Consider the following 25,292-nt stretch of genomic DNA (forward strand, 5'->3'; position numbering starts at 1 on the left):
AGTCGGCGACGGGCGGCGCGTTCGGCGCGGGCGCGGCCAGATCGCGGACGGTGACGCGGTCGAACGCCACGCGTCCGACCCCCGCGGCGGAGGCGCCGAGGTTGGAGCGCACCGATGCGAAGCCCGCCTGCTGCAGTGCCGCCGTCGAGTCCGTGGCGGTCAGCTGCCACGCCTGCGGCTCGGAGCCGCCGCGAGGCCAGATCTTCGCGCGCAGCGTCGTGGGGGTCGAGCCCGACACCTCGGTCTTGATCGTGAACTGGTCGCCCTGGGCCCAGCTCAGACCGGAGATCGGCTGGGTGCCGATCACGGTGCCGCCCCGCTGTGCGACCAGCCAGACCGAGCCGTTGCTGCGGTGCCAGGCGTGGATCGTGTATCCGTCGGCGGCGGTCTGGCGGAGCGTCATGCCCACGTATCCGGCGCCGCTCGCCGGCCCGTAGTCCAAGCGGTAGTCGAGCACCGACTCGGAATCCATGAGCGACAGGCCCTGCAGGGCCAGCTGGCGCGTACCGCCGGGGGCGAGTGCGAGCACGCCGCGCGCGCCATCGGTCGAGGCAGCACTCGCGGAACCGAGCATCGTGGTCCATACGCCCCCGATCGGCGCGGCGCCCCAGCCGTTGGACACGACGCGCTCGAACTCGTCGAGGGCGGCGTAGACGGTCGACTCCACCGACACCGTCCGGGTGAACTCGGTGCTCGCGCCCAGACTGTCCGTCGCCGTCAGCGTGATCTCGTAGGTGCCGTCGGCGGCGTAGGTGTGCGATGCCTGAGCGCCCGACCCCGGTTCGCTGCCGTCGCCCCAGTCCCATGCGTAGCTGAGCGTCGCCCCGTCCGAAGCGGTCGTCTCGCCGGCGTCCGTCTCGACGGTCAGCCCCGAGGCCGAGGCCTCGAACGTCGCCGCCGGCGCGGCATGGGTCACCTCGACCTCGCGGGTCGTGCTCGAGGAGCCGCCTCGGTCATCGGTCGCCGTCAGGGTCACCGTGTAGGTCCCCGCCGCGGCATAGGCGTGCGAGGCCAGGGCGCCCGACCCCGGTTCGCTGCCGTCGCCCCAGTCCCACGAGTAGGACTCGACGGTGCCGTCGGCGTCCGCCGAGCCCGAACCGTCCACCGTGACCGTCAGGCCGCTCGCAGAGGGCGTGAACGATGCGGTGGGGAGCTGGTTCGGTCCGACCACCGACACCGACTCCTCCGCGGTTCCCACGAGACCGCGGCTGTCGCGAACGGTGAGCTTGGCCGTGTACGTTCCGGTTTCCGCGTAGGTGTGCGCGACGGCCGCCGACGCGCCGGTGACGACCGGCGAGCCGTCGCCGAAGTCCCAGGTGTACTCCACGATGCCGCCGCCCGACGCCGTCGATCCCGAACCGTCGAAGTCGACCGCGAGCCCGTCGGCCGTCGCGGTGAAGTTCGCCGTGGGCGCCTCGAGGCCCGTGCCGATCGCATAGTGCGTCGCGACCCTCGCGGGGCCGAGCGCCTGCGGGTACACCGCCACCTCGTCGATCGCCCCTGCGAACCAGTCGGAGCTGGGCCGGCCCGGCCAGCTGCCCAGGTTGTCCCCGCCGATCCGCCAGTAGCCGTTGAACGACTCGCCCTCCGTGACGCTCGGATCCTCAGCGACGAGTCGCCCGTCGACGTAGAGCTTCATCCCGTCGCGGTTCAACGTCGCGGCGGCGTGATGCCACTGGCCGTCGTTGTAGCTCGACGAGGAGGTCACGACCTTCGTCGCGCCCGGATACACCCCGAAGCTCAGGCGGCCGTCGTCGCGCATGTAGATCTGCCGGTCGTACGATGACGACGCTCCCGTCTGGGCGTTTCCATAGCCGATCAGCTTCCCGCCGCGGTTCGTCGTCGTCTTGAACCACAGCTCGGTGGTGAACTCCTTGGGTGTCGCGGGCCGCGTCGTGGTCGAGACACTGCCCGTCGTGGATCCGCTGAAGTTCGAGAACCCCGTGCCGGATCCCTTGACCGCGCTCGGCTGCTGAGCCTGCACCCCGCCGCCGAACACCGGCGGGTTCGCCCCGGCCCAGTCGGCGGTGCTGTCTCCGAGCGGATAGTAGAGGCTCGCGCCGTCGTCGATCACCGCACTGGCGTACTCCGCCGCCGCCGCGGTGCTCGCGGTCGCGGTCACCGGTTGACTCGCGACGGAGTTGCCGTCGCCGTCCTTGACCGTGATGCGGTAGGTGTAGCTCTGGCCGGCCGCGACGGTCGCATCGACGAGGCTCACGGTGGGAACGTTCCACCAGCCGGTGGAGTACGTCGCCGAGTCGATCACGCCGCTCGTGCCGTCGCGGGTGAGCTCGTACGTGAGGTCGCGATCGTCACGGTCCCAGGTGCCGTTCATCGACAGACGGATGCGTCCCGGGACCGCTGTCGACGCCGTTGGAGCGCCCCACGCGGCAGTCGTCGTGCGCGGCCCGTCCTTCGCGCCGCCCGGCGGCGCGCTCGAGAAGCGGACGATCCCCTGGAAGTATCGATTGTTCACGCCGGGGAACTCCCCGGCGATCGAGATGACGTTGCCCGCACCGGTGATGGACAGCCCGGCCTGGCCGAGTCCCGTCGCGGTGCCCGTGAAGAAGTCGGGGTACCAGGCGTAGGCCGAGGGCGCGCGCTCGCCCTCCCAGTTGGCGTAGGTGGCGCCCGCGTACGGCTGCCGCGGCAGGATCCCGCGCGCGTCCGCGGTCATCGCCTGGGCGAACCTGTTCTCCCTCGGAGACTGCTCGGGCCAGAGGTTCATCGTGCTGCAGGCGTGCGTGTGGCTCGTCGAGTAGACCACGCTGCCGGTCGAGTAGACGCCGTAGTGGTCGCCGAGGCAGTCCGCGATCCATCGCGTGGAACCCGAATCGGATTCCAGGGAGAAGACCCCCTCGAGGTTGCCGACCTGCGCGTTCGCGAACACCCATCCGGTGCCGTAGACCGCCTTGTCATCCGCGTTGAGCGCGAATATGCCGGCTTTGCCGCGGGCAGAACCGGTGCCCCAGCCGTTCTTGACCTTCTCCGTGCCCGCCCAATCGGCGTCGACCTCGCCGGTGCTCGCCGTGATGGAGACCAGTCCCCGCCACTTGCCGTCGCCGTCGACGTTCGCGAACCGCCCGCCGACCACGACCTGCTGGCCGCCCGGATCCATCACCATCGCGTCCACCTGCTGATCGGGTTGGGCGTCCCAATCGGTGCGCAGCGCCCCGTTCGACGCCGCGAACGCGGCGAGATTGCTCCGGGCGGTCCCGTTCGCCTGCGTGAAGAGCCCGCCCACGTACACGGCGTCGGCGTCGGCCGCGAGCGCGTAGACGCCGTTGCCGCCGATGGACGGATTGAAGCCGGGCACGAGCTGGCCGGTGCGGGCGTCGAGCGCTGCGATGTTCCAGCGCGACTGGCCGTTGACGCTGTTGAACGAACCGCCGATGTAGATCCGGTTGCCGTCGGGGGATGGCGTGACGGCCTTGATCGTCCCGTTCACCGCCGGGGCGAACGGCAGCAGCGCGCCGGAGTTGATGTCGAAGGCCAGGATGTTCGACCGCGGCGTGAGCGAGGTGCCGGGCGCAGCCAGGGCCGCGCGCGCGTTCTGGAACTGACCGGCCGCGTACACCGTCGTGCCGATCGTCGTCTGAGACCAGACGTAGCCGTTGTCGATCTGGACGGTCGGCAGCGGATCGCCGGTGACGACCGATGCGTCGCGCTGCAGGAGCGGTGGCGGCGTCGGCGGCGGATCATCGGCGGCGGCGGCCGTCGTCGTTCCGAAGACGATGGCGCCGGCGACCAGCGCGGCCGTCGAGAGAGCAGCAATGACGGCCCGCAGGCGACGTCCACCAGATGCCATGAGATACTCCGACTTTTCAGGGCGTGCGCCCGGTGAACCGCGCGACGGGCTCTCCCGCGGCGTAGTTCACGCTGATTGTGATGTCTCGTCCGCTCACCGGGTCGAGCATGAAGAGGTAGCGCCCCTCGGCGTCCTTCCGAGGCGCGATGTCGCCGCTCAGCGGGGAGGCGTCGACGTTGGTCGGAATGCCGAGCCCGCCTTCTGCGGTCTCGAGCGTGACGACCGCGGAGTCGACGCTCTGGGTCTCGGACGACCCGTTGCTGACCCGGACGACGACCTCGACCGCGTCTCCGGCGACGTCCCCCGGCGTCTCGGCCTCGACCGTCGTGGTCGTGACGGAGGCCAGAACGACGGCGATCCCGGTGGCGAGCTCGACCTTCTCGCCGATCGCGCCCTCGACGACGGGAAGGGCCGGTTGCTCCGTCGGGCCGAGGCTGTCTTGCGGGGCCGCCGTCTCGCCCGCGGAGTAGCCCGGAGCCCGGGGCGCGGCGTCCGTCTGAGCTACGCACCCGGTCACTCCGATCGTCGCTGCGAGCGCGATGATCCCCGTCCACCACGCACGAGCCCCGAAACCCACGATCGACGACGACACACAGTCCCCTATCACTGCTGCGGTCTACGACTGTCGAGCTCCTATGCTCTCGGCGGTGACCGATAACGCATCGTAAGGAGCAAGTCGCCGGTACGGCGACAATTTTCAGTATTTACTGCGGTCCCCCGGATCGTCAGCGATCCGTCGCCGAATCCGTGTCCTCGTCCACCCCCGGCTCCGCCGGGAGATGCGACCGCCACAGCCGCATCCCGTCGAGGCTGCCGCGGAGCGCGGGCCAGATCGTGCGTCGCGGGTTGACGAACTGCCGCCTGCCGCCCTGCAGCAGGATCCGATAGGACGCGCGCAGCGTCTGCCGCATCCAGCGCCGCCCATCGTCCCGGGGCAGGAGCTTCGCCGCGTACAGCAGCCGGTTGCGCGAGTTGTAGTAGTAGTAGATCGGCGACTTCGCCCGCCTCTCGCCCTCCGCTCGATGCGTGGTCCCCTCGTCGTGCACCGCGAACAGGGAGGGGTCCGCGCGCACCGAACCGCCCAACTGCACGACCCGGCGGGACAGGTCGACGTCCTCCCAGTAGAGGAAGTAGTCCTCGTCGAACCCGCCGAGACGGCGCCAGAGCTCGGTGCTCATCATGAAGCACGCGCCGCTGACCCAGGTGTGGATCCGCCCGGGATCGGCATCCGAGGGTCGGCGGTTCGTCGATCGCATCTCCCCGAGACCGAGGTGCAGGTCGACCTCGGCCGTGTACAGGGACCCGTCGGGGCGCAGAACGACGGGGGCGAGCTGCAGCCCGCGATCCGCGCGCACCTGCTCGTGCAGCCTGCGGATCGTCTCCTCGCTCAGCCAGGCGTCCGGATTGACGAGCAGCAACTCGGTCGCCCCCCGATCGATCGCGACTTCGGCGCCCCGGTTGTTCCCTCCGCCGAAACCCTCGTTCGCGGGAAGCGCGAGCAGGGTCCAGCCGTGCCGCGCGCAGACCTCCGAGATCGCGTCGCGCTCCTGTTCCGTGCTGAAGTTGTCCACGACGACGACCTGGCCCGGAAACCCGTGGCCGAGCGAGCGCGTGAGGTTGGCCTCGACCACCTCGTGCGAGCCGAAGTTCACGACGAGCACCGCGAGGTGCGCGAGCGGGTCCACGGACTCTTCCACCACACCGAACCCCTATCGACGACGGATGGCGCGCCGGTAGGCGTCCAGGTGTCTGCGGCCGGTGTCGCCCCAGTCGCGACGGCTGAGATCGGGACGCCCGCGGCGGGAGGCGGCCACGGCCAGGCCGCGTTCGAGATCCGAGGCATCGAGATCGCCCTCGAACCGGATGACCCAGCCCGATCCGACCTCCTCCTCCAGCGCGCGGTTGAAGGCGTTGTCGGGCACGAGAACGGCTCGATCCAGCGAGAGCGCGGCGAGGACGCTGCCCGAGTTGTGCATCTCGGGGTAGGGCAGCACGATGAGGCGCGCCGCGCCGATCTCCTGAACGAGCTCCGCGTCCTCCACGAAACGGAGCTCGAGCTCGATCCGCGGGTCGGCTCCGGCCGCCGACCGCAGAGCATCGGCGAGCTCCTCCGAGGACGGGCTCCCGACGACGCGGAGCGACAGGGCGTCGTCCGGGAGATCGTGGAACGCGCCCAGCAGACCCTCGACGTTCTTGTAGCGGCGGACCTTGCCGAAGAACAGTACGCGCCCGGCGACCGGCCCGGCCGGCCGATACCTCGCGAACCAGTCCCGGTAGTGCCCGTGCTCGATGAGCGTCGTCTGCGCCCCCGGCGGCACCGGGGTGAACTCGTTGAGCAGGATCCGCATCCGGGTCATGCGGTCCGTCCCCGTGAGCAGCAGCCGCTCGATCCCGCCGATCCCCCGCGGCGGTTCCACGTTGTGCACCGTGCGGACGACCGGGGTGCCCCGCAGGAGCATCCGCGCCAGGACCAGGCCGTACAGCACGTACCGTCCCGCCGTCGAGAGCAGGCCGCGCCGCTCGATCAGCGCTTCGGGCCAGTGGGCGTGGAACACGTCGTATCGGCCCAGGAGCGCCGTGCGCCACGAGAAGGAGCGCCGCGCGAGGCCGGGGGTCGCCGCGAGACGGTCGTGCAGCTGAACGATGTACGGGTTCGTCCGGGGGCCCGGTCCGATGTAGGACTGCAGAACCCGCACGGCTCCGCCGCTCCGCATCCGCCGCTGTCCCACGCTTCTCTCCCGCCGAACCGTCCGTATACTGTGCCAGTGACGCCGATGCGAGAGTCTGACGACCTCCGCGGATACGAGGACTGGTGATGACATGAGGATACTCGTTTGCGCAGCGTACGTCCCCTATCCTCCGAGAGGCGGCGGCCGGGCGGACATCTGGCGTCGGATCGAGGCGCTCACCCGGCTGGGCCACTCGGTCATGCTGCTCCACCAGTACGACACCGTCGGACCGCTGGCGCCGACATCCGCCGACTTCGAGCAGATGGATCGGGTTCTCGCGTCCCGCTACTCGTACCGGATCAGGCGCGGCCGGCTCCGCACTCTCCGCCAGCTGCTCGGCATGGCGAGGCTTCCCTGGCACGCCGCCAAGGCCGTCCTGTCCGGAGGCGACGGCGAGGCCGCGCTCGAGGCGATCCGTCGCTTCGAGCCCGAGCTGGTCTGGCTCGACGGCCCCTGGCCGGGCGAGGTCGCCCGGCGCGCCGCCGAGCGGTGGCGGATACCGCTGGTCTACCGATCGCATAACGTCGAGCACGAGTATCTGAGGCGCCAGGCCGCGGCGTCGCCAAGCATTCGCAACCGGATCGCCTGGCGGCTCGCCGGCGTCGGGGTGAAGCGGTACGAGATGGGACTCATGCGCGAGGCCGACCACGTCGCCGACATCTCCCTCGCCGACCTCGAGTACTGGCGGGCTCAGGGCATCTCGTCGATCAGTTGGCTGCCGCCGCTGCCCGAGCTCGCCCTGACCTCCCGCCCGGCGCGCACCGTGTCGAGCGACATCCTCTTCGTGGGCGGGCTCAGTCTCCCGAACAACGTCACCGGCGTGCGCTGGTTGATAGGCGACGTGCTGCCGCTGCTGCACCGCGCGCGCCCGGAGCTGACGCTGACGGTCGTCGGATCGTCACCCAGAGGTCCGCTGCGCGCCGAGCTCGAGGCCCATCCGGCGGTCCGGTCGTACTTCGACGTGCCGTCGGTGAACCCGTATCTCTTCGGCGCGCGGGTCCTGGTGAACCCCGTCTCGGTGGGAAGCGGGGTGCAGCTGAAGATGCTCGACATGCTGATGACCGACGCCCCTATCGTCGCGCGCGGTCAGGGTGTGCGAGGTCTCCCGGACGACTTCGCCGCTCTCTGCGATGTCGCGGATACCGCTGCGGGCTTCGCCGAGTCGATCCTGGCCCGCCTCGATGATCCGCGCGTCGATCTCGCCGCGCGCGGTCGCGTCCGGCGGCGGTTCGAGGTGGCCGCGGTCGGCGACTGCCTCGAACGGGTGGCGTCGGAGGGGCGGCGGAGCGGGGAGGCCGGCCCCGGGATCGGGGCGAGCAGCGGTCAGCGGTGACGCCGCGATAGGTGGAGCCGCGGCATGCGGATCGAGCCGTCGATCGTCTCGATGCCGCCGCCCGAGTTCAGGGTGTGCACTCGCGTGCCGGGCCAACTCGCTCCCGGCGCGTACCGGGCGACGATCGTCTGCTCGAAGGCGTCGTCGTCGAGTCGCGTGATCTCCGCGACGCTCATCGCTGCACCGTAGCCGCTCCGGCCGTCCTGCACCGGTCTGAGGAGGCGCCCGTCGCGCAGCTCGACCCGTCCGGCGGGGCGCGCGCTCGCGATGTCGACGAGCACCGGGTTCCCGCGGTGCTCGGTCCACGGCCCGCGCAGGTCGGGTGCGGACCACAGGAACAGGCTGTCCGAGAGGGAGCCGCCGAGACCGACGGTCGCGGTCAGCCACCAGCGGCCGTCGTGCTCGAACGGCGTGGCGTCGCTGGCCTCGACACCGCCGATCAGCACCGAGTGAAGCTCCCAGCGGTGCGGAAAGTCGGTCGCCCGGTACAACTCGACGGTCCGCGCCGCCGACGTCTCGGGGATCATCCACACCTCCCCGTCGTGCTCGAGCACGTAGGGGTAGGACAGGTGGACGTCGCGGGTCAGCACGGTCTCGAACGGCCCGGCGGGTCCGTCGTGGTTCCAGCGGGCGGCGGAGATCACGCCCTTGCCGGTCCGGTGATCGAAGTCCTCGACGAAGACGTAGGTGCGTCCGCGGTGCTCGAATGGGAAAGGGTCGGCGTAGAAGCGGTATCCGTCGTCGGCGACGTCCGACCACCGGTCGCCGGACAGCCGGCCGGCGGTGATCGCGTCGGCGTCGCCGCGACTGCGCCACCCCACTCGCCAGTGCGGTGCTCGGAACCCGATGCGATAGGCGAGGCGCGCGCCCGCTCCGATCACCCGGCGGACGGCGATCCCGGTGTACGTGCGCGGAGAACGCGCCTCGCCGGCCTCGGTGTCGGGCGCCGCGAACCGGCGTCCCGCGACGGCTCCGGTCAGGAGCGTCGCGGTGCCGGCGCCGACATCGGCGAGCGCTGTGGTGAGAAGCCCGGGCGTCTCGCTGCCCGGTCGCCCCTGTGCCCGGGTCCCGCCGGTGCCGTCGACGATGCTGACGAGGGGCAGCCGCCCGGCGCGTAGGGCGTCGGCGGCCGCCTGCTCGCCGGGCCGCCCGTCGTAGAGCACCGACCAGTGCCCCGGCGCCGGGGAGGGCGTCAGGTCGATGACGATGGCGGGTTCACGCGCCTCCGCGGGCGGAGGGGAGCCCTGCAGCCTCCCCCTCGCGAGTCCTCCCGCTTCCAGGCGGTGCAGACGCCGCTCGAGCCAGAGCACCCGCTGCAGGCGCCGATACCCGTCTGATCGCGGCTCGTCGGCCAATCGAACTCGAACATCGACGCCGGGGAGGCCGCGAAGGCGCGCCACGAGGGTCTCATGCCATCGTCGCTGCATGCTGTCACTGACGAGCACTTCGACCCTCATGCTTCATCTCCCACGATAGACATGAACGGTGCTGACTATACTCGTGCATACTCGGTTCACCGCCGAGTCAATGCCGGCCGACTCTCGCGCGCGATGGTCGAATTGCATCGGGGCTGATGTGTATGGAGGAACCGTCCGAGCGACGCTACCGGGTCGCGCTCGAGCGCCTGCGGAGCGCTCAGAAGCCCTCCGCGGGCACCCCCCTGTACTCCAGGCTCGTGAATCGGCCGCTCGGACGTCGGTTCGCCGCCTTCGCCCACGTCCTCGGCTGGACGCCCAACGCGGTGACCTGCGTGAGCGCCCTCTTCACGTTCAGCGGGATCGCGCTCGTGGCGCTGGTCGCGCCGTCGTGGTGGTCGGGAGTTCTCGTCAGCGCGCTGCTGGTGCTCGGGTACGCCCTCGACTCCGCCGATGGCCAGCTCGCGCGGCTCCGCGGCGGCGGCAGCGTTCAGGGCGAGTGGCTGGACCACACCGTGGACGCGGCGAAGGCACTCACGATCCATGTCGCGGTCCTGGTCGCCGCGTTCCGATTCTTCGATCTCCCGACGGCATGGCTGCTCGTTCCCATCACCTATCTCGTGGTCGAAGGTCTGCTCTTCTTCGGCATGATGGAGCGGGACCTGCTTCTCGCGCGGGCGGCCGGAGGCGAAGCGCCCGTCTCCCGGGCGTCGACGGGCATTCTGCGGGCGATCCTCATTCTCCCCTCGGACTACGGCCTGTTCTGCCTGATCTTCGTTCTCATGGGCAGCTCCGCGGTGTTCTTCGGCGTCTACACGCTGCTGCTCGTCTGCAACACGGTCTTCCTGCTCATGGCGCTCGCGAAGTGGTACCGGCAACTCGGCGCGTATGCGTCGTGAGGGATCGCAGCTCATCGCGCGCACGCGATACTCGACGGAGGATTCACATGGAACTTGCCCGGGCGGCGTTCACGATCAAGAGCCGCACGCTGCGGCGGCGATCCGGTCGGTTCTTCGATGAGCTGCTGCTGAACGAGCGCCTTCCGCGAGAGCGGCTCCTCGCGCTGCAGGCCTCCCGCGCGGCGGGCATCGCCCGTTTCGCAGCCACGAGTACCGCGTATTACGCGGAGACCTTCGCCGAGCACGGCGTCGACCTGACGCGCCTCGAGGATCCCGCTCAGTGGCAGCGGATTCCCGTCCTGGAGCGCGCGACGGTCAAGGACCGCAACCGGGGGTTCGTCTCGTCGGAGTCCACACGGCGCACGGCGCGCGTCGCTAAGACGGGCGGCAGCAGCGGCGAGCCGCTCCGCCTCCAGCAGGACGCTCGCGTCCCGACCCTCGCGCACGCGTGGCGCATGTACCGCTGGTGGGGCGTCGAGCCCTGGGACCATCTCGCTCGGGTGGGCAGGTGGGGCTTCGGGATCGTCGACAACCTCAAGACCGCCGTGACCTGGTGGCCGTCGAAGCAGATCTACCTCGACGCGCAGCTTTTCGACGGCTCGACGATGGGCGCCTTCCACAGAGCCATCGTGAGGACCCGCCCGGCGCTCATCGAGGGCTACGTGGGCGCCATGCTCGAGTTCGCCGATTTCCTCGAGGCCGAGGGCTTGACCATCCCGACGCCGCGCGCCGTCGCGACGACGGCAGCGCCGCTGACGGAGAACGCCCGGCGCCGCCTCGAAGCCGTATACGGGACGCCGGTGTACGACGAGTACCGCGGCTCGGAGATCAACTGGATGGCGGCCGAGTGCGGGGAGCGCAACGGGCTCCACGTGTTCGCGGACACGCGGCGAATCGAGATCCTCGGTCCGGACGGGCGACCCGTGCCCGCGGGGACGGTGGGCGATATCGTCGTCACCGACCTGCTCAACCGCGTCTTCCCGATGATCCGGTACCGGGTCGGCGACAGGGGCCGGATCGTGGAGCGCGAGTGCCCGTGCGGCGTGACGCTGCCGATGATCGCGCAGCCGGAGGGCCGCACCACCGACATCGTCCGCCTTCCCAGCGGACGCATGATCAATCACGGGCTCATGGCGATGTTCGCGGATCACCCGGAGGCGGTCCGGGTGTTCCAGATCGTCCAGTCCGCGGACTACTCGCTCCGCATCCGAGTCGTGCGCGGAGACGACCCCCGCGGCGAGCAGCACATCGCGAGCGCCGTGGCGAAGGTCCGGATGCGCATCGACGACGAGGTTCCCATCGCGCTGGAGTACGTCGATCGCCTGCCTCACACCGGGGGCAAGACGAAGTACCTCATCAGCGAGGTCGCGGCACCGGCGCACGACGCGTAGCGGCTTCGGCGGCGGTGCTGCACAGCCGTTCACAGGCCCTCGCCGAATCGCTGCACTGCCCGCTGGTCGCCGCCGATCGTGCGCTTCCGCCGCGCCGAGAAGAGCGATCGGACCAGGTTGCGGTGGGTATTCCTCGCGGGCGTATTGCATCATCGCCGTGACATCCGCCCGGTTCTTGCCGGCTGAGGCCGGGCTGAGGTCGCTGCGCCCTGAGCGGACGGAGCGCGTGAGCGTCGCACGCCCGGAGTATCCTCCGAACCATGAGCATGAGCGGCGGACCGGGCGTGCGCGGATCGCGCGTGTCGTCGGGCGACGCCGAGCGGCAGCGCGAGATCAACAGCGAGGCCCCGTTCGTCCCCGATCTCGGCAGCCGCATCGCCGCGCTGTTCCGCCCGTACCGGGGGCAGCTGGCCGTCATCGTCGCGCTCGTGCTGGTGTCGGCGGCGCTCGGGATCCTGCCGCCCCTCCTCACCCAGCGCGTCTTCGACGAGGGACTGTTCCCGCCCGAGGGCGGCCCGCGCCTCGAGGCGCTCGCGTGGCTGGCGGGCGCCATGATCGCGGTGTTCGTTGTGTCGGCCGGCCTCGGCATCGTGCAGACCTTCTGCACCGCGCGCGTCGGCAATCGCGTCATGGGCGACCTGCGGGTGCGGCTGTTCGCGCACCTGCAGGCGATGGAGCTCGGCTTCTTCACGCGCACCAAGACGGGCGTGATCCAGTCCCGGCTGCAGAACGATGTGGGCGGCGTCGCGAACGTGCTCACCAACACGGTCTCCAACATCATCGGCAATACGGTCACGGTGGTCGCGGCGGGGGTCGCGATGGTGCTGCTCAGCTGGCAGCTCACGCTCGTCGCGCTCGTGCTCATGCCCGTGCTGGTGTTCGCGCAGCGGCGGGTGGGGCAGGTCCGCGCCAGGATCGCGGGCCGCACGCAGGAGTCGCTCTCGGAGATGACGGCCATCACGCAGGAGTCGCTCTCCGTCTCGGGGGTGCTGCTGGCCAAGACCTACTCGCGGCAGCGCGCCGAGACCGACCGCTACGCCGCCGAGAACCGCAATCAGATCGACCTGCAGGTTCGGCTGACCATGAGCGGCCAGGCGTTCTTCGCGCTCGTGCAGGTGTTCCTGTCGGCGGTGCCGGCGATCGTGTATCTCGTGTCGGGGTGGATCATGGCCGGTGCACGGGGAGAGGGGTTCGACCCGGGGATCACGGCCGGCACGATCGTGGCGTTCACCACCGTGCAGTCGCGGCTGCTCTTCCCGCTCATGGCGCTCATGCGCATCGCGCTCGACCTGCAGACCTCCCGTGCGCTCTTCGCGCGCATCTTCGAGTACCTCGATCTCGAGCCGGCCATCGTCGATGCCCCCGATGCGCGGGAGCCCTCGGACGCGCCCGGCCGCGCGGGGCGGGTGGAGTTCTCCGACGTGAGCTTCTGGTATCCGGACGCGGATCCCGCCGTCGCGGCCGCGGCGCCGCGCACCGGCGGCGGACGCGACGGGCCCGCCCCGAGCCGGGACGCGCGGCCGACCCTCGACCGCGTCTCGTTCCACGTGGAACCCGGCGAGTTCGTCGCCTTCGTCGGCGCCTCGGGATCGGGCAAGACCACCATCGGCTCCCTGATCCCGCGCCTCTACGACGCGAGTTCGGGATCGGTGCGCTACGCGGGCGACGACGTGCGCGAGCTGCGGCAGGAGGCGCTCATGGGCCGCATCGGCGTGGTCACGCAGGAGCCGTACCTGCTCCACGCCTCGATCGCGGCGAACCTGCGCTATGCGAAGCCCGACGCCACCCGGGAGGAGCTGGAGGCGGCCGCCCGGCTCGCGAACATCCACGACACGATCGCCGGATTCGCCGACGGCTACGACACGGTCGTGGGGGAGCGCGGCTACCGCCTCTCCGGCGGCGAGAAGCAGCGGGTCGCGATCGCCCGCGTGCTGCTCAAGAACCCGCGGGTGCTCGTGCTCGACGAGGCGACGAGCGCGCTCGACACCGTCAACGAGCGCGCCGTGCAGCGCGCCCTCGAGGACGCGCGCAGCGGGCGAACCACCGTGGCGATCGCGCACCGGCTGTCGACCGTGGTCGACGCCGACCGCATCTACGTCGTGGGCGGCGGACGCATTCTCGAGCAGGGCACGCACCTCGAGCTGCTAGAGCTCGGCGGCGCCTACGCCGAGCTCTACGCCCAGCAGAGCTGAGCCCGGCCCCGGTCAGACGGGACGCGCGAAGTACACCCGGTCGAAGCCGTCCTCGACGCGGCGGCCCACCTCGCGGAAGCCGCGCCGCGGGTAGTAGGCGAGGTTCTCCGTCATCCTCGCGTTCGTGTAGAGCCGGGTCTCGGAGAGCCCGAGCGTGCGCGCCTCCTCGTCCGCCCGCGCGAGCAGCGCGGTCCCGATCCCGAGCCCCTGCGCCTCGGGGGCGACCGCGACGTTCTCGATGAGCAGGTGGTCGGGGCGCGGATCGGTCACGAGCAGGCCGGCGATCCGCCCGCCGGCCCGGGCGACGACCGCCCTGCCGTCGGCGACGGCGGTGGCGTAGTCGGCGGTCATCGGTGCGGGCTCGCGCCCGATGCGCCCGACGTAGGGCGCGTAGGCGGCCCGCACGAGCGCGACGATCTGCGGCACGTCGCACGGGCGCGCCGCGGCGAGCTCGAGCGCGGCCGCGCGCTCGGCGCCGGCCTCGGGCGCGGTCATGTGCTGCCCGGTGCGCGGCAGGGCGTCGACGGGCCCGCCGCCGAGCGCGACGGCGGAGAAGGCCATCGGGAGCCCCTGCGCCGTCCACGGGGACTCCCGATCCATGAGCTGGGCGTGCACGTGGGGCTCGCTGCTGTTGCCGGAGTTGCCGCAGCGCCCGATCCGCTGTCCCGCGCGGACCGCCTCGCCCGTTCGCACCGCCACCGACCCCCGCCGCAGGTGAGCGACCGTGGCATACGTCCCGTCGCCGCCGCGGATGGTGACGTGATTGCCCAGGATGAATCCCGGCCCGCCGATCTCCCGGATCGCGCCCTCGAGCATCATGTAGACGAAGGCGGACCAGCTCGATCGCGCTCGATGATCGCGGTGCCGGTCCACCGCCCGCACGACGGTGCCGTCGATCATCGCGAGCACCGGTTGCCCGAACGCGGGGTAGTGCTCCGGCGCCCGCATCGCGGGACCGACGCCGAACGAAGGACGGATCCCGTCGGCCGGCTCGAACGCGAGGTCGATCGCGTAGGCCTGCCCGTAGGCGCGGACGCCGTGGCTGGGCACCTTCGAGGCCGGGCTGTTGATCCCCAGCCACCGCCCCCGCACCGGGGAGGCGACGACCGCCGTCGTCCGAGCGGGGAGTAGGCGCGGCCCCGCGAGCGCGAGCGCGATGCAGAGGGCCAGCGCGCCCGCGGCGAGGATCGCGACGGCGCCTCTCGCCCGCCGCACCTCCTCGCCGAGGGCGAGGTCGCCGGAGAGCGCCACCGCGATCAGCAGCGCCGCAGCCGCGTAGAGGACCGGGCCGCGCAGCCGGTATGCGGCGAGAACCGCCCGCCTCACCGCTCGGCTCCGAGCACGCAGGCCAGCAGCGGCACGATGCGTCCGGCCGCAACCTCGTAGCTGCCCCGCCCGCTCTGCCGCACCCACCCCGCCGAGACGAGTTGCCGCAGGTGATGGTGCAGCTGCCCCGTCGTGCCGAGGGCGCCGATCGCCGCGAGCTCGGATGTGGCGTGCGTGCCCGACAGGATGTGCCGCAGCAGCTCGATCCGCACCGGGTGGCCCAGGGCCGCGAACGCGGAGGCCCGCTCCGCCCACTCGGTCTCGAGGAGCCCCGCCGCGCTCGCGCCCTGCTGCCAGGACACGGGCCTCCCCGTCGGCAGGGTCAGCGATCCGACGAGCATCACCGCGCCGTCGGCGGTCGACGGGTCGTCGTCGAGGCGGGATCGCAGTCCGTCCAGCGCCCAGAGCGCGTCGTCGGGGGCGGCGGGTGCGCCGGTCTCGCGGCGGGTCTCCTCGAGGGCGCCGACCCGGCGGCCCAGGGCGTCCAGCTCCTCGCGGAGCCGCCGCAGTTCCTCATCCATGCGTCAATAGTACGATATTACGTAGTAACGTACTAGTGCGGGCGGAATCCGGCCCCGGACCTGGCGGCGGACCCCGCGCCGCCCGCCCCCGCGTCGCCCGCCCGCGCCCGCCCCCGCCCCCGCCCCCGCCCCGCGCGCCCGCCACAGCCCGGGATCGGTGTGCGCCTTTCGAACGCTCGAGGTCGATGCAAGCGCCCGAAAGGCGCACATCGATTCGGCTCGGGCGCGCTCGCCCCGAAGAGTAGGATTTCCCCGTGCGCCCGATCACCCAGTCCAGCAAGCTCGCGGGAGTCCGCTACGACGTGCGCGGCCCGATTCTGCAGGAGGCCGAGCGCCTCGAGCGCGAGGGTCACGAGATCCTCAAACTGAATATCGGCAACCCTGCGGTCTTCGGCTTCGAGGCGCCGCCGGAGATCCTCGAGGCGATGCGCGAGGCGCTTCCGAAGGCGCAGGGCTACAGCGACTCGCGCGGGATCCTGCCCGCGCGCGAGGCGGTCGCGGAGCACTGCGCGGGGCTCGGCATCGAGGGCGTGGGCCCCGATGACGTGCTGATCGGCAACGGCGTCAGCGAGCTCATCTCGCTGGTGCTCCAGGCCCTGATCAGCCCGGGGGACGAGATACTCATCCCCTCGCCCGACTACCCGCTCTGGACCGCGCAGGTGACGCTCGCCGGAGGCCACGCGGTGCACTACCCGTGCGACGAGCAGAACGGGTGGATGCCCGATCTCGGGGCGATCGAGGAGCTCGTCACCCCGCGGTCCAAGGGAATCGTGCTCATCAACCCGAACAATCCCACCGGCGCGGTCTACTCGCCCGAGCTCGTGCGCGGTTTCGCCGAGCTCGCCGAGCGGCACGGCCTCGTGCTCATGTCGGACGAGATCTACGACCACATCCTCTACGACGGCGCGCGGCACGAGCACGCAGCGCGGCACGTGACCGGCACGCTCTGCCTCACGTTCAGCGGGCTCTCGAAGATCCAGCGCGTCGCCGGGTACCGCGCCGGCTGGGTGGTCGCCTCGGGCGATCGCGGGATCGCCGCGGACTTCCTCGAGGGTCTGCGGCTGCTGGCCAACATGCGCATGTGCGCGAACGTGCCCGCGCAGTACGCGATCCCGGTGGCGCTCTCGAGCGCGTCGAACTGGTCCGGCATCGCGGAGCTGTGCGCGCCCGGCGGGCGGCTGCGCGAGCAGCGCGACGCCGCGCTGCGGCTGCTGGGCGAGATCCCGGGCGTCTCCTGCGCGGCCCCCGGGGGCGCGATGTACCTGTTCCCGCGTCTCGATCCCGCGCGCTACGACATCCACGACGATCAGCGCTTCGTGATCGAGCTGTTGCGCGCGACCCGCGTCATGATCACGAACGGGCGCGGCTTCAATCTGGTGACGCCCGACCACGTGCGCTTCGTCACGCTCCCCCCGGTCGGGGTGCTCTCGGAGGCGATCGGGCGCATCGCCGACTATCTCGACGGGGTCAGGGTCTCGTGACGGCCCGCATCCCGGCCGGGCGGGGTGTCGCGCAGTGAGCGTCAGGATCCTGGTCGTCGGGAAGAAGCACGAGAGCTGGGTCTCCGAGGGGATCGGGCGCTACGAGAAGCGACTGCGCAAGCCGTTCGATGCGAGCTGGCAGCTGCTGCCGCACTCCTCCCGCGAGGGCGCCGCCGCGCGCGCCGAGGAGTCGGAGCGGATACTCGGCAGGCTGGATCGCGATGCCCTCGTCGTGCTGCTCGACGAGCGCGGGCGCAACATCGACTCGCCGGCGCTCGCCGCAGCGCTGCGCGGCGCCTTCGACGCGGGGCGCAGCGTGACGGCGGTGATCGGGGGCGCGTACGGGGTCGAGGATCGCGTTCGCGAGCGCGCCGACCTCGTGTGGAGCCTGTCGAAGCTGGTCTTCCCGCACCAGCTGGTGCGGCTGATCCTCGCCGAGCAGCTCTACCGCGCCCAGGAGATCTCCGCGGGACGGCCGTACCACCACGTGTAGCGGGCGGGATCGGGATCACCGCCCGATCCGTGAGTGTCCGAGGTCCCCTCTACGTTGGTGGCATGAACCCGTTCCGCCTCACTACGCGTCTGCAGCCGCGCGCGCGGCCGCAGACGGTGCGCGCTGCGCCGCCGGCGACCGCCGTGCCGTGGCGCGTGGTGCGGCGGTCGGAATCGGGGGTGATCGAGGTGGAGCAGGTCGGCGGCACGCCCCTGCACTCGGTGAGGTTCGCGCTCGCCGGGAGCGGGATGCTGGGCCTCTCGCTGCCGCGCACCGTGCTGCCCGGAGAGCGGGTGCGGGTGGTGCTGCGCGGCGCGCAGGGTGTTCGCGCCTCTGCCGCGCCCGATGCCATGCTCGTGCTGCGCTGGTTCCAGCCCGACGGAACGGAGCTGCTGTGGCCGATCGCACTGTAGCCCGCGGTGCGGGCGGGAACATCAGAGCGCTTCCGGGCGTTGATATCAGTGCGGGGTGGCGTGCGGATTCCGCGCGGTTCGACGGGGGCCGACGGGTGCGGGCCGCGGTGCACGCGACACGCCGGGGAAGGGCTGGGGAGCAAAAATCTTTCGGGCCGAATGCGCTGTGGATAACCCCCGGAGAGGGGCGGAACTCCGCCGAAAGTTCTCCCCAGCGGTGGCCCCCGATCGGTGGAAATCGAGTGGAAAACTACATCGATGTAACTACTGCATGTTGTGGTTGGCGATGGTGTGGTTCACTATATGTAGTGCCTCGCGTGGGGCACGTCAGTTTTCGAGGAGGGGCGTGGAATGGCCATCACGGTATACACCAAGCCGTCGTGCGTGCAGTGCAACATGACGTATCGCGAGCTCGACAAGCAGGGGATCGAGTACGACATTCTCGACCTCTCGGCCGACGAGACTGCGCTCGAGACGGTCAAGGAGCTCGGCTACCTGCAGGCCCCCGTCGTGGTGACCGATGACGAGCACTGGTCGGGCTTCCGGCCCGACAAGATCTCGGAGCTCGCCAGCCGCCTCGCGTAAGCGCAGCAGCGCGTTCGCTCGTGATTCGCCCGAGGCGGCCGAAACGTGAAGCCGGTGCGCCGAGGGCGTTTCGGCGGTGTGGGATAAGCAGTGGGGTGATGCTCATGCCGGATCTGGTGTACTTCTCCAGCGTCTCGGGCAACACGCAGCGCTTCGTGGAGAAGCTCGGGCGGCCGGCGCTGCGGATCCCGCTCCACTCGCGAGAGGAGTCGCTCGTGGTCACCGAACCGTACGTGCTGCTCGTGCCCACCTACGGCGGCGGCCCCGAGACGCGGGCGGTGCCCAAGCAGGTCATCCGATTCCTCAACGACGAACGCAACCGCAAGCACCTGCGCGGCGTGATCGCCGCGGGAAACACCAACTTCGGTGAGGCCTACGGCATCGCGGGCGACATCATCGCGCGGAAGTGCCGGGTGCCCTTCCTCTATCGATTCGAACTCTTTGGTACCCCGGACGACGTCACCGCCGTCCAAGAAGGATTGGAACAGTTTTGGACTTTGCAACGGGAACAGCAGTGATGGAGCCGGGTCTCGAGTCGTCGAAGATCAGCGACATGGATTACCACGCGCTGAACGCGATGCTCAACCTGTACGACGCGGACGGCCGCATCCAGTTCGAAAAGGACCGCGAGGCCGCACGCCAGTACTTCCTGCAGCACGTCAACCAGAACATGGTGTTCTTCCACAACTTCGAAGAGCGCATGCGGTACCTCATCGACAACGACTACTACGAGAAGGACCTCATCGAACAGTACCCGATGCCCTTCATCGAGTCGCTGCGCGACGAGGCCTTCGCGATGAAGTTCCGCTTCCCCACCTTCCTCGGCGCCTTCAAGTTCTTCACCTCGTACGCGCTCAAGACGTTCGACGGCAAGCGCTACCTCGAGCGCTTCGAGGACCGCGTGGTGATGGTGGCGCTCGGCCTCGCCCAGGGCGACCAGGAGCTGGCCCGGGGCCTCGTGCGCGAGATCATCTCGGGCCGCTTCCAGCCGGCCACCCCCACCTTCCTCAACCTCGGCAAGGCCCAGCGCGGCGAGCTCGTCTCGTGCTTCCTGCTGCGCATCGAGGACAACATGGAGTCGATCTCGCGCGGCATCAACTCCTCGCTGCAGCTCTCCAAGCGCGGCGGAGGCGTCGCCCTGCTGCTCTCGAACATCCGCGAGTCGGGCGCACCCATCAAGAAGATCGAGAACCAGTCGTCGGGCATCATCCCCGTCATGAAGCTCCTCGAGGACAGCTTCAGCTACGCCAACCAGCTCGGGGCGCGACAGGGCGCCGGCGCGGTGTACCTGAGCGCGCACCACCCCGACATCATGAAGTTCCTCGACACCAAGCGCGAGAACGCCGACGAGAAGATCCGCATCAAGACGCTGTCGCTCGGCGTCGTGATCCCGGACATCACCTTCGAGCTCGCCAAGAAGAACGAGGACATGTACCTGTTCTCGCCGTACGATGTCGAGCGCATCTACGGCGTGCCCTTCGGCGATATCTCCATCACGGAGAAGTACCACGAGATGGTCGACGACGCGCGCATCAAGAAGACCAAGATCAGCGCGCGCCACTTCTTCCAGACCGTCGCCGAGCTGCAGTTCGAGTCGGGCTACCCCTACATCGTGTTCGAGGACACGGTGAACCGGGCCAACCCCATCAAGGGCCGCATCAACATGTCGAACCTCTGCTCCGAGATCCTGCAGGTCAACACCCCCACGACCTACAACGAAGATCTGAGCTACGGCCGGATCGGCAAGGACATCTCCTGCAACCTCGGTTCGATGAACATCGCGGCCGCGATGGACGGCGGCGCGCTGGGCGATACCGTCGAGCTGGCGATCCGCGCGCTCACCTCGGTGAGCGACCAGAGCCACATCACCTCCGTGCGCTCCATCGAGGACGGCAACGATCAGTCGCACGCCATCGGCCTGGGCCAGATGAACCTGCACGGCTACCTGGCGCGCGAGCACGTGCACTACGGCTCCGAAGAGGGCATCGACTTCACCAACATCTACTTCTACACGGTGCTCTTCCACGCGATCCGCGCCTCCAACCGGCTCGCGATCGAGCGGGGCAGCGCCTTCGGCGGATTCGAGGACTCGAAGTACGCCTCGGGAGAGTTCTTCGACAAGTACACGGAGCGCCCGTGGCAGCCCGAGACCGAGCGCGTGGGCGAGCTGTTCGCGAACGCCGGCGTCGCGATCCCGAGCCAGGACGACTGGCGCGAGCTCAAGGCGAGCGTGATGCAGCACGGCATCTACAACCAGAACCTGCAGGCCGTGCCGCCCACCGGGTCCATCTCGTACATCAACAACTCGACCAGCTCGATCCACCCGATCGCCTCGAAGATAGAGATCCGCAAGGAGGGCAAGCTCGGCCGCGTGTACTACCCGGCGCCGTTCATGACGAACGAGAACCTGGACTACTACCAGGACGCCTACGAGATCGGCCCCGAGAAGATCATCGACACCTACGCGGCCGCGACGCAGCACGTCGATCAGGGCCTGTCGCTCACGCTGTTCTTCAAGGACACCGCGAGCACCCGCGACATCAACCGGGCGCAGATCTACGCGTGGCGCAAGGGGATCAAGACGATCTACTACATCCGCCTGCGCCAGCTCGCGCTCGAGGGCACCGAGCTCGACCAGTGCGTCTCCTGCATGCTGTGACGCGCGACCCGTTGTTCGTATCTGAAGAGGACTGAAGAAGGAAGCGATGAACTTCAAGCTGGGCCACGCGGTGCAGGCGATCAACTGGAACCGCATCCAGGACGACAAGGATCTCGAGGTCTGGAACCGTCTGGTGAACAACTTCTGGCTGCCCGAGAAGGTGCCGCTCTCGAACGACGTGCAGTCGTGGGGCACGCTCACGCCCGAGGAGCAGCAGCTCACGATGCGCGTGTTCACGGGCCTCACGCTGCTCGACACGATCCAGGGCACTGTGGGCGCGGTGTCGCTGATCCCGGACGCGATCACCCCCCACGAGGAGGCCGTCTACACCAACATCGCGTTCATGGAGTCGGTGCACGCCAAGAGCTATTCGTCGATCTTCTCGACGCTGTGCTCGACGCAGGAGATCGACGACGCGTTCCGCTGGTCCGTGGAGAACCCGAACCTGCAGAAGAAGGCGAAGATCATCGTCGACTACTACGAGGGCGACGACCCGCTGAAGCGCAAGGTCGCCTCGACGCTGCTCGAGTCGTTCCTCTTCTACTCGGGCTTCTACCTGCCGATGTACTGGTCGAGCCACGCCAAGCTCACCAACACGGCCGACCTGATCCGCCTCATCATCCGCGACGAGGCCGTGCACGGCTACTACATCGGCTACAAGTTCCAGAAGGGGCTCGAGAACGAGAGCGAGGAGCGGCGCCAGGAGATCAAGGACTACACCTTCTCGCTGCTCTACGACCTATACGAGAACGAGGTGCTTTACACGCAGGATCTCTACGACCCGGTGGGCCTCACCGAGGACGTCAAGAAGTTCCTGCACTACAACGCCAACAAGGCGCTCATGAACCTCGGCTACGAGCCGATGTTCCCCAAGGAGATGACCGACGTCAATCCGGCGATCCTGTCGTCGCTGTCGCCGAACGCCGACGAGAACCACGACTTCTTCTCGGGCTCGGGATCGTCGTACGTGATCGGCAAGGCCGTCGCCACCGAGGACGAGGACTGGGACTTCTAACAAGTTTGTTTGGTAAAATACCTGATCAAAAGCCATAAATGGCTGATATTTTCTGATTCAGGTTTCTCTGTTCAGAGATGTTTGATGGACAGAGGAGGGCAGACGTGAACTCGANGTTCAGAGATGTTTGATGGACAGAGGAGGGCAGACGTGAACTCGAGTTCCCGTTCGGAGTGGCACGCAGGAGGCAGCGGTGAGCCGTCGATGCCGAAGCTGGTTTCGCTTGCCGAAGCGGCTGAGCAATTTGGCATATCCGTCAAGACGCTCCGGCGGCGGATCTCCGACGGAACCGTGCGCGGTTATCGAGTTGGGCGACTGATCCGGGTGGACATGAACGACCTGCTTGAGAACCTCGTCGAGGAGATTCCCGCAGCTCGCTGTGGCCAGTGAGCGTTCCAGTCGGGATGAGGAACAGTGGGCGTGGAGGAGAGCTTATAGAGAGGATAGAGGCGTGACGACAAGATGGTACAAGCGAGGTGCGAATCAGGCCGATCTCGCAGTACTTCATCCGGGTGTGCCGGAATGGATGAAGATGCAGCTTCTCACCTGGGTGACGTCCGTGACTCAGGAATCCTATCTTGATGAATGGGTCAATCGTCGTATGCGTCCTAACGTTTCTATCCTTATGGACTATGAGACTGCTGTGCGGCGACCGGAGTCCCTGGTCAGTGTCTTTCGGGACTTCGGCGTCTCGTCTTTGTTCACCAGCATGGGCCAGGATGAGTTCTTGGACTTTGTAGATTTCCTAGTATTCACTGTTCAGCAGCAACCCAATTCCGCTCAGGTACTTGGCGTGCTTGAAATGCTGCTAAGTGACGGCGGCTCGGAGTGGTGCGTGGGTACACGGGATGGGTTCGCATCTCTTGAAAAGCGAGTGCCCGAAGGCGTTGTGGCGGCTGTCGATGACGTAGTTGCGCTGTCAGGTGAAGCAGGCCGGCTGCTTGCGGAATCTTGGCACGCTGCCTTCGGCAAGTCGCCGGATGCTGAAGAGGCTTATGAGAAGGCGATCAAGGCCGTCGAGGAAGCCGGGGCGAGGGTGGTGTCGCCGAATAATTCGAAGACCACACTCGGCACGATGATCCGAGACATGAAGGCCCAGAAAGACTGGAAGCTCGACCTATCGGCACAGGATGCCGATGTTCCAGTCAAGATGGCGGAGGCTCTGTGGATCGGCCAAGAGAGCAGACACGGAGGCAACGGCTATCGGAAACCCAGTCAGACAGAAGCAGAAGCCGCGGTGCTGCTTGCGGTCCCGCTAGTGCAGTGGTTCACCTCCGGCGCACTTGCGCGACGCAACTGAAGCCGGAGGATGGAGAGCACGTAGATGTTGATTGTCACGCAGGTCGATTCTGTGAGCACAGCGTCGCTCGCGGATGTCTGGATTCAGGGGGTTATTGCGCTCGTCACAACCGTCGGTATCATCGCGTCGATCTGGATTGCCCGTTCAGGGCAAAAGCATGACCTTCAACTTGCGAAGGACGAAGGGGACCGGGCTGAACGTGCTGATGCTGCGAGTCAAGCTGCGTCAGAGCGCGCGGAGGCAGCAAGCCGACTGAGTATCGACACGATGACGCGCATTGCAGACGCGCTTGAGAAGCTCGTAACTAATGGGATCTCCATTGGAGACCTCCATGTTCTGTCGAGTGGGCCAGCCCCAGGCAAAGTGTCCTGGGCGTTGAAGCACTTTCAAGGTGACATGTATCTGTTGGAAAACACTGGTGATGCTACGGCCTATGACGTGACTTTGGGCGCTGATGAAACGCTGATGCGGTTCGGTAGCCCCTGGGAGCTGACACCGGAATTGAAGCCAGGTGAAGTGGTGCAGTTTGGAGCGGTGCGAACTATGGGCACTCGTGATTCAACCATAACCGTACAGTGGAGCAGTGCTCCCGAGAGCGAGAAGCAGTCATGGCGTTACCCATTGCCACCAAGACCGCCTCGACGTTAGCTTTTCCTGGGGCTCATGCCGAGCGTTGGCATGCTTAGTGCCGGTCACGATGCAGCTTAGCTTGAGGTCTTAGCTACAAGGTCGTAGGGGCTTTTCAAGCCACAGTGAAAGATAGCGGCTTGGCTCATGAATAGCTCGGCGTCAGGCCTGATTGAATCAGTCTTCGGCCATCTACGCTAGTTTCTAGTGTTGCTTGGGAGAAGTGTTCGGTTAGCACTCTTCACTGGTATACGGCTAGCAGGTTCAGATGCATGGCAGGACCCTGAAACCACATCATCTCAGAACCGGACGGTGGACCCTGTCTTTCGAGCTTCCGTCGTTCTTCTCGGGGTAACTGGGACAAAATCGGGAGCCCCGGAAGCGGCTTCCATTTATCAGCCGCCCATGTTGAGATAACTTTCCCGACGACGCGCGCGGTACCCTCGACGATTGTGCCTTCTGGGATTTGAGCCATGAATCGTGAATCATCGTCCAGATCCCCCAAGATAACTGTGGATCCTTGCATGGCGGCACCGAACTCAGCGATCGCATCTAGGGTTCCATCTTCGAACTGCTCGAAGCCAGTCGGTGCGCCGGTTATCTTGCTGATGGCCTTCACCAGAGGCAGGGCGCCCAGGATGCCACTTGGCGACGAAAGTTGCGAGACATCTGCCGGGTAGACCTCGGCCGCGAATTCAACGATGTGACCGGTTCGGAGGTGCTGACGTTGTCTTGGATCTGATTCGAGATCGAACCAGCCAAATTGCTCGCTGTCTCCCTCAACGAGAGATAGGAGTCGCTCAAACCTGGCCGGCCCGTCGTCCTCATAGTCTTGAGATTCTGCGTCGGTTGCGGTTCGTCCGATACCGAAGTTGGCGATCTTAGCTTCGAGCGCCAGCTTCTTCTCAGTGTCAAGGGAGGCTGATCTCGAACTCGCACTTCGAAGGCCATCCTCCACCTGGCTGATATATTGCCTTAGCTGTGGCTCGTCTAGGTAAAGAAAATTTCTGAGCACTATGTAACCTTCCAGCCAAGTCCGCGTCGCACGAGATGTCCCTCTATATTCTCTCTGAATCGCCGGGGGTTTGGTGCCGCTGTTATGCGG

At 68.1% G+C, this 25,292-nt stretch carries 22 protein-coding genes; 14 read left to right on the forward strand and 8 right to left on the reverse strand.

The window, feature by feature from the left end; genetic code table 11:
* From D1J51_RS16995 to D1J51_RS17010, 4 genes are all read right to left on the reverse strand, one after another.
* On the reverse strand, window positions 1–3,808 hold a 3,808-nt coding region (locus tag D1J51_RS16995; protein WP_119077124.1), incomplete at its 3' end, for a PKD domain-containing protein.
* 16 nt (window positions 3,809–3,824) lie between these two features.
* Window positions 3,825–4,400 carry a hypothetical protein gene (locus tag D1J51_RS17000; RefSeq protein ID WP_119077126.1) on the reverse strand — a complete coding sequence of 192 codons (576 nt, stop codon included), beginning with the start codon at window positions 4,398–4,400 and terminating at the stop codon, window positions 3,825–3,827.
* 133 nt (window positions 4,401–4,533) lie between these two features.
* The gene (locus D1J51_RS17005) at window positions 4,534–5,508 is read right to left on the reverse strand and encodes a glycosyltransferase family 2 protein (RefSeq protein ID WP_119077128.1); all 975 of its coding nucleotides are present in this window, start codon (window positions 5,506–5,508) and stop codon (window positions 4,534–4,536) included.
* A 9-nt stretch (window positions 5,509–5,517) separates the two neighbouring features.
* Window positions 5,518–6,537: a glycosyltransferase gene (locus tag D1J51_RS17010; RefSeq protein ID WP_240423414.1), complete on the reverse strand. Its 1,020-nt coding sequence runs from the start codon at window positions 6,535–6,537 to the stop codon at window positions 5,518–5,520.
* Window positions 6,538–6,628: 91 nt separating this feature from the next.
* Here D1J51_RS17010 and D1J51_RS17015 point away from each other — a divergent pair, with 91 nt between their 5' ends.
* Window positions 6,629–7,870 carry a glycosyltransferase gene (locus D1J51_RS17015; protein WP_119077131.1) on the forward strand — a complete coding sequence of 414 codons (1,242 nt, stop codon included), beginning with the start codon at window positions 6,629–6,631 and terminating at the stop codon, window positions 7,868–7,870.
* On the opposite strand, the gene D1J51_RS17020 is transcribed toward D1J51_RS17015, so the two are convergent.
* Window positions 7,861–9,327, reverse strand: coding sequence for a glucosamine inositolphosphorylceramide transferase family protein (locus D1J51_RS17020; protein ID WP_162903911.1), 1,467 nt, complete (start codon window positions 9,325–9,327; stop codon window positions 7,861–7,863). The genes D1J51_RS17015 and D1J51_RS17020 overlap by 10 nt on opposite strands.
* Before the next feature lie 122 nt (window positions 9,328–9,449).
* Between D1J51_RS17020 and D1J51_RS17025 the strand changes: the two genes are divergently transcribed.
* From D1J51_RS17025 to D1J51_RS17035, 3 genes are all read left to right on the forward strand, one after another.
* Window positions 9,450–10,184: a CDP-alcohol phosphatidyltransferase family protein gene (locus D1J51_RS17025; RefSeq protein WP_119077135.1), complete on the forward strand. Its 735-nt coding sequence runs from the start codon at window positions 9,450–9,452 to the stop codon at window positions 10,182–10,184.
* 47 nt (window positions 10,185–10,231) lie between these two features.
* Complete coding sequence (locus D1J51_RS17030; protein WP_119077137.1) at window positions 10,232–11,575, forward strand: phenylacetate--CoA ligase family protein; 1,344 nt, start codon at window positions 10,232–10,234, stop codon at window positions 11,573–11,575.
* A gap of 266 nt (window positions 11,576–11,841) precedes the next feature.
* The gene (locus D1J51_RS17035; RefSeq protein WP_119077150.1) at window positions 11,842–13,767 is read left to right on the forward strand and encodes an ABC transporter ATP-binding protein; all 1,926 of its coding nucleotides are present in this window, start codon (window positions 11,842–11,844) and stop codon (window positions 13,765–13,767) included.
* A 12-nt stretch (window positions 13,768–13,779) separates the two neighbouring features.
* Here the strand turns inward: D1J51_RS17035 and D1J51_RS18520 are convergent, their stop codons facing one another.
* Window positions 13,780–15,093 (reverse strand): GNAT family N-acetyltransferase, encoded by a 1,314-nt coding sequence (locus tag D1J51_RS18520; protein WP_240423416.1) that lies wholly within the window; start codon window positions 15,091–15,093, stop codon window positions 13,780–13,782.
* Window positions 15,090–15,614: an ArsR/SmtB family transcription factor gene (locus tag D1J51_RS17050; RefSeq protein WP_119077139.1), complete on the reverse strand. Its 525-nt coding sequence runs from the start codon at window positions 15,612–15,614 to the stop codon at window positions 15,090–15,092. Before D1J51_RS17050 ends, D1J51_RS18520 begins: the two co-directional genes overlap by 4 nt.
* Window positions 15,615–15,868: 254 nt before the next feature.
* On the opposite strand from D1J51_RS17050, the gene D1J51_RS17055 reads away from it, so the two are divergent.
* The 10 genes from D1J51_RS17055 (at window position 15,869) to D1J51_RS18100 (ending at window position 24,208) form a co-directional block, all read left to right on the forward strand.
* Window positions 15,869–17,095: a pyridoxal phosphate-dependent aminotransferase gene (locus tag D1J51_RS17055; protein ID WP_119077141.1), complete on the forward strand. Its 1,227-nt coding sequence runs from the start codon at window positions 15,869–15,871 to the stop codon at window positions 17,093–17,095.
* 34 nt (window positions 17,096–17,129) lie between these two features.
* Window positions 17,130–17,588, forward strand: coding sequence for a 23S rRNA (pseudouridine(1915)-N(3))-methyltransferase RlmH (locus D1J51_RS17060; RefSeq protein ID WP_205548035.1), 459 nt, complete (start codon window positions 17,130–17,132; stop codon window positions 17,586–17,588).
* A gap of 62 nt (window positions 17,589–17,650) precedes the next feature.
* On the forward strand, window positions 17,651–18,001 hold the full coding sequence (locus D1J51_RS17065) for a hypothetical protein (RefSeq protein WP_119077143.1): 351 nt from the start codon (window positions 17,651–17,653) through the stop codon (window positions 17,999–18,001).
* 351 nt (window positions 18,002–18,352) lie between these two features.
* Window positions 18,353–18,586 (forward strand): glutaredoxin-like protein NrdH, encoded by a 234-nt coding sequence (nrdH, locus tag D1J51_RS17070; RefSeq protein WP_119077145.1) that lies wholly within the window; start codon window positions 18,353–18,355, stop codon window positions 18,584–18,586.
* A 104-nt stretch (window positions 18,587–18,690) separates the two neighbouring features.
* Window positions 18,691–19,104 carry a class Ib ribonucleoside-diphosphate reductase assembly flavoprotein NrdI gene (gene nrdI, locus D1J51_RS17075; protein ID WP_119077154.1) on the forward strand — a complete coding sequence of 138 codons (414 nt, stop codon included), beginning with the start codon at window positions 18,691–18,693 and terminating at the stop codon, window positions 19,102–19,104.
* A complete protein-coding gene (nrdE, locus tag D1J51_RS17080) occupies window positions 19,104–21,245 on the forward strand; it encodes a class 1b ribonucleoside-diphosphate reductase subunit alpha (protein ID WP_162903916.1) in 2,142 nt (713 codons plus the stop codon). The genes nrdI and nrdE overlap by 1 nt, the downstream gene beginning before the upstream one ends.
* Window positions 21,246–21,291: 46 nt before the next feature.
* Window positions 21,292–22,260: a class 1b ribonucleoside-diphosphate reductase subunit beta gene (nrdF, locus tag D1J51_RS17085; protein ID WP_119077147.1), complete on the forward strand. Its 969-nt coding sequence runs from the start codon at window positions 21,292–21,294 to the stop codon at window positions 22,258–22,260.
* 204 nt (window positions 22,261–22,464) lie between these two features.
* Window positions 22,465–22,650, forward strand: coding sequence for a helix-turn-helix domain-containing protein (locus D1J51_RS17090; RefSeq protein ID WP_119077148.1), 186 nt, complete (start codon window positions 22,465–22,467; stop codon window positions 22,648–22,650).
* Between the two features lie 61 nt (window positions 22,651–22,711).
* Window positions 22,712–23,560 carry a hypothetical protein gene (locus tag D1J51_RS18095; RefSeq protein ID WP_162903912.1) on the forward strand — a complete coding sequence of 283 codons (849 nt, stop codon included), beginning with the start codon at window positions 22,712–22,714 and terminating at the stop codon, window positions 23,558–23,560.
* A gap of 24 nt (window positions 23,561–23,584) precedes the next feature.
* Window positions 23,585–24,208: a hypothetical protein gene (locus tag D1J51_RS18100; RefSeq protein ID WP_162903913.1), complete on the forward strand. Its 624-nt coding sequence runs from the start codon at window positions 23,585–23,587 to the stop codon at window positions 24,206–24,208.
* 220 nt (window positions 24,209–24,428) lie between these two features.
* On the opposite strand, the gene D1J51_RS18105 is transcribed toward D1J51_RS18100, so the two are convergent.
* The coding region (locus D1J51_RS18105; protein WP_205548037.1) for a DUF6414 family protein at window positions 24,429–25,292 on the reverse strand (864 nt) is incomplete at its 5' end.

It is taken from the genome of Leucobacter sp. wl10, from assembly GCF_003569785.1.
Taxonomy (GTDB): domain Bacteria; phylum Actinomycetota; class Actinomycetes; order Actinomycetales; family Microbacteriaceae; genus Leucobacter.

What these genes read in the sequence shown, in the direction of transcription:
- D1J51_RS17015 (WP_119077131.1), top strand. Translation starts at nt 6,629, where the DNA reads ATGAGGATACTCGTTTGCGCAGCGTACGTCCCCTATCCTCCGAGAGGC.
- D1J51_RS17020 (WP_162903911.1), bottom strand. Translation starts at nt 9,327, where the DNA reads ATGAGGGTCGAAGTGCTCGTCAGTGACAGCATGCAGCGACGATGGCAT.
- D1J51_RS17025 (WP_119077135.1), top strand. Translation starts at nt 9,450, where the DNA reads ATGGAGGAACCGTCCGAGCGACGCTACCGGGTCGCGCTCGAGCGCCTG.
- D1J51_RS17030 (WP_119077137.1), top strand. Translation starts at nt 10,232, where the DNA reads ATGGAACTTGCCCGGGCGGCGTTCACGATCAAGAGCCGCACGCTGCGG.
- D1J51_RS17035 (WP_119077150.1), top strand. Translation starts at nt 11,842, where the DNA reads ATGAGCGGCGGACCGGGCGTGCGCGGATCGCGCGTGTCGTCGGGCGAC.
- D1J51_RS17050 (WP_119077139.1), bottom strand. Translation starts at nt 15,614, where the DNA reads ATGGATGAGGAACTGCGGCGGCTCCGCGAGGAGCTGGACGCCCTGGGC.
- D1J51_RS17065 (WP_119077143.1), top strand. Translation starts at nt 17,651, where the DNA reads ATGAACCCGTTCCGCCTCACTACGCGTCTGCAGCCGCGCGCGCGGCCG.
- nrdH (WP_119077145.1), top strand. Translation starts at nt 18,353, where the DNA reads ATGGCCATCACGGTATACACCAAGCCGTCGTGCGTGCAGTGCAACATG.
- nrdI (WP_119077154.1), top strand. Translation starts at nt 18,691, where the DNA reads ATGCCGGATCTGGTGTACTTCTCCAGCGTCTCGGGCAACACGCAGCGC.
- nrdE (WP_162903916.1), top strand. Translation starts at nt 19,104, where the DNA reads ATGGAGCCGGGTCTCGAGTCGTCGAAGATCAGCGACATGGATTACCAC.
- nrdF (WP_119077147.1), top strand. Translation starts at nt 21,292, where the DNA reads ATGAACTTCAAGCTGGGCCACGCGGTGCAGGCGATCAACTGGAACCGC.
- D1J51_RS17090 (WP_119077148.1), top strand. Translation starts at nt 22,465, where the DNA reads ATGCCGAAGCTGGTTTCGCTTGCCGAAGCGGCTGAGCAATTTGGCATA.
- D1J51_RS18100 (WP_162903913.1), top strand. Translation starts at nt 23,585, where the DNA reads ATGTTGATTGTCACGCAGGTCGATTCTGTGAGCACAGCGTCGCTCGCG.